General features: G+C 34.7%; 1 protein-coding gene. It reads left to right on the forward strand.

Going from position 1 to position 1085, the window contains the following annotated elements; all coding sequences use genetic code 11:
- The first annotated feature begins 367 nt into the window (after window positions 1-367).
- Window positions 368-802, forward strand: a complete 435-nt coding sequence (locus F6K15_RS37955) for a helix-turn-helix domain-containing protein (RefSeq protein WP_293071270.1) — start codon at window positions 368-370, stop codon at window positions 800-802.
- The last annotated feature ends 283 nt before the right edge of the window (window positions 803-1085 follow it).

Genomic DNA, 1085 nt, shown 5'->3' on the forward strand with positions numbered 1-1085 from the left:
ATTTTAGATGTGTACATCAGTTTGTCTCTCCTTGTCTGTTTGATGTCTATAATTGAAATATAGACACTAAAAAACGGAAGTACAAGGAACCTAAGCAACTGTTTGGGAACGTAGGCAATTAATACGCAATCAGCCTTCAAAATAGACCATTTTAAGCTTGATCTGCCAAAAGATGAAAGCGATATTATTAGATTAATAAGTGATATAAATCAACAAAAATATATCAGAGGATGTTGAAAGAGAACTCCCTCTATGATCGGAGATTTAGCGGTGAGATGAATTACAAAAATGCTAATTAACTGAGCGATAGCGAAACAAAAATTGTGTTATAATTAAATAGTATTTAGTTAGAAGTTGAACAACAAATTTGATTACTTTAACTTACCAGTACAAGCTTCAACAAACTCAGCAGCAAGAGGCAGAAATTAATCACATTCTTGATGTTTGTCGAAGTGTGTACAATTATGCTTTAAGAGAGCGTAAAGATTGGTTAAATTCCAGAAAGTCACCAATCAATAGTTGTTCAATTATAACTGAGTATATTATTCCTGCTGATGCCCCTTATCCTAATTACAATTATCAAGCAAAAAGCTTAACCATCGCTAAGAAAACTAATCCTAGATTAAAATCAGTAAATGCTCAAGTTTTACAACAAACTCTGAAAACTTTAGATAGAGCATTTACTGAGATGAAATCCCTGGGTAAAGGTTTTCCAAGATTCAAAAAGAGGATGAGGAGTTTTGTCTTTCCTGCAATGCTCAAGAATTGCTTAGACAATAATAAAGTTAAAGTTAACTACTGAACAATTACCTAAAACTAAACGTACTAAACGTAGAAAGTTTGATGGTTTAGATGGTGAGCAATTAAGTTTGTTCGCGCATTTAAGGGGGGAAGTAATTTTATGCTGGTTGCTTTCCTACCGGCACTAAACGCACGTTATAGTGCGGGTCTCCAGCAACTATTTTAGATGATTCTATTAAATGACTTATCCGAACGTCTCCAGATTGACGACCCGGAAGAACGTCATACCATTAGTCCGGTGAGTTGGTCACAATACGAAACATTATTGTCAGTTTTGGGGGATC

It is taken from the genome of Okeania sp. SIO2B3 (assembly GCF_010672525.1).
In the GTDB taxonomy this organism is placed as follows: domain Bacteria; phylum Cyanobacteriota; class Cyanobacteriia; order Cyanobacteriales; family Microcoleaceae; genus Okeania.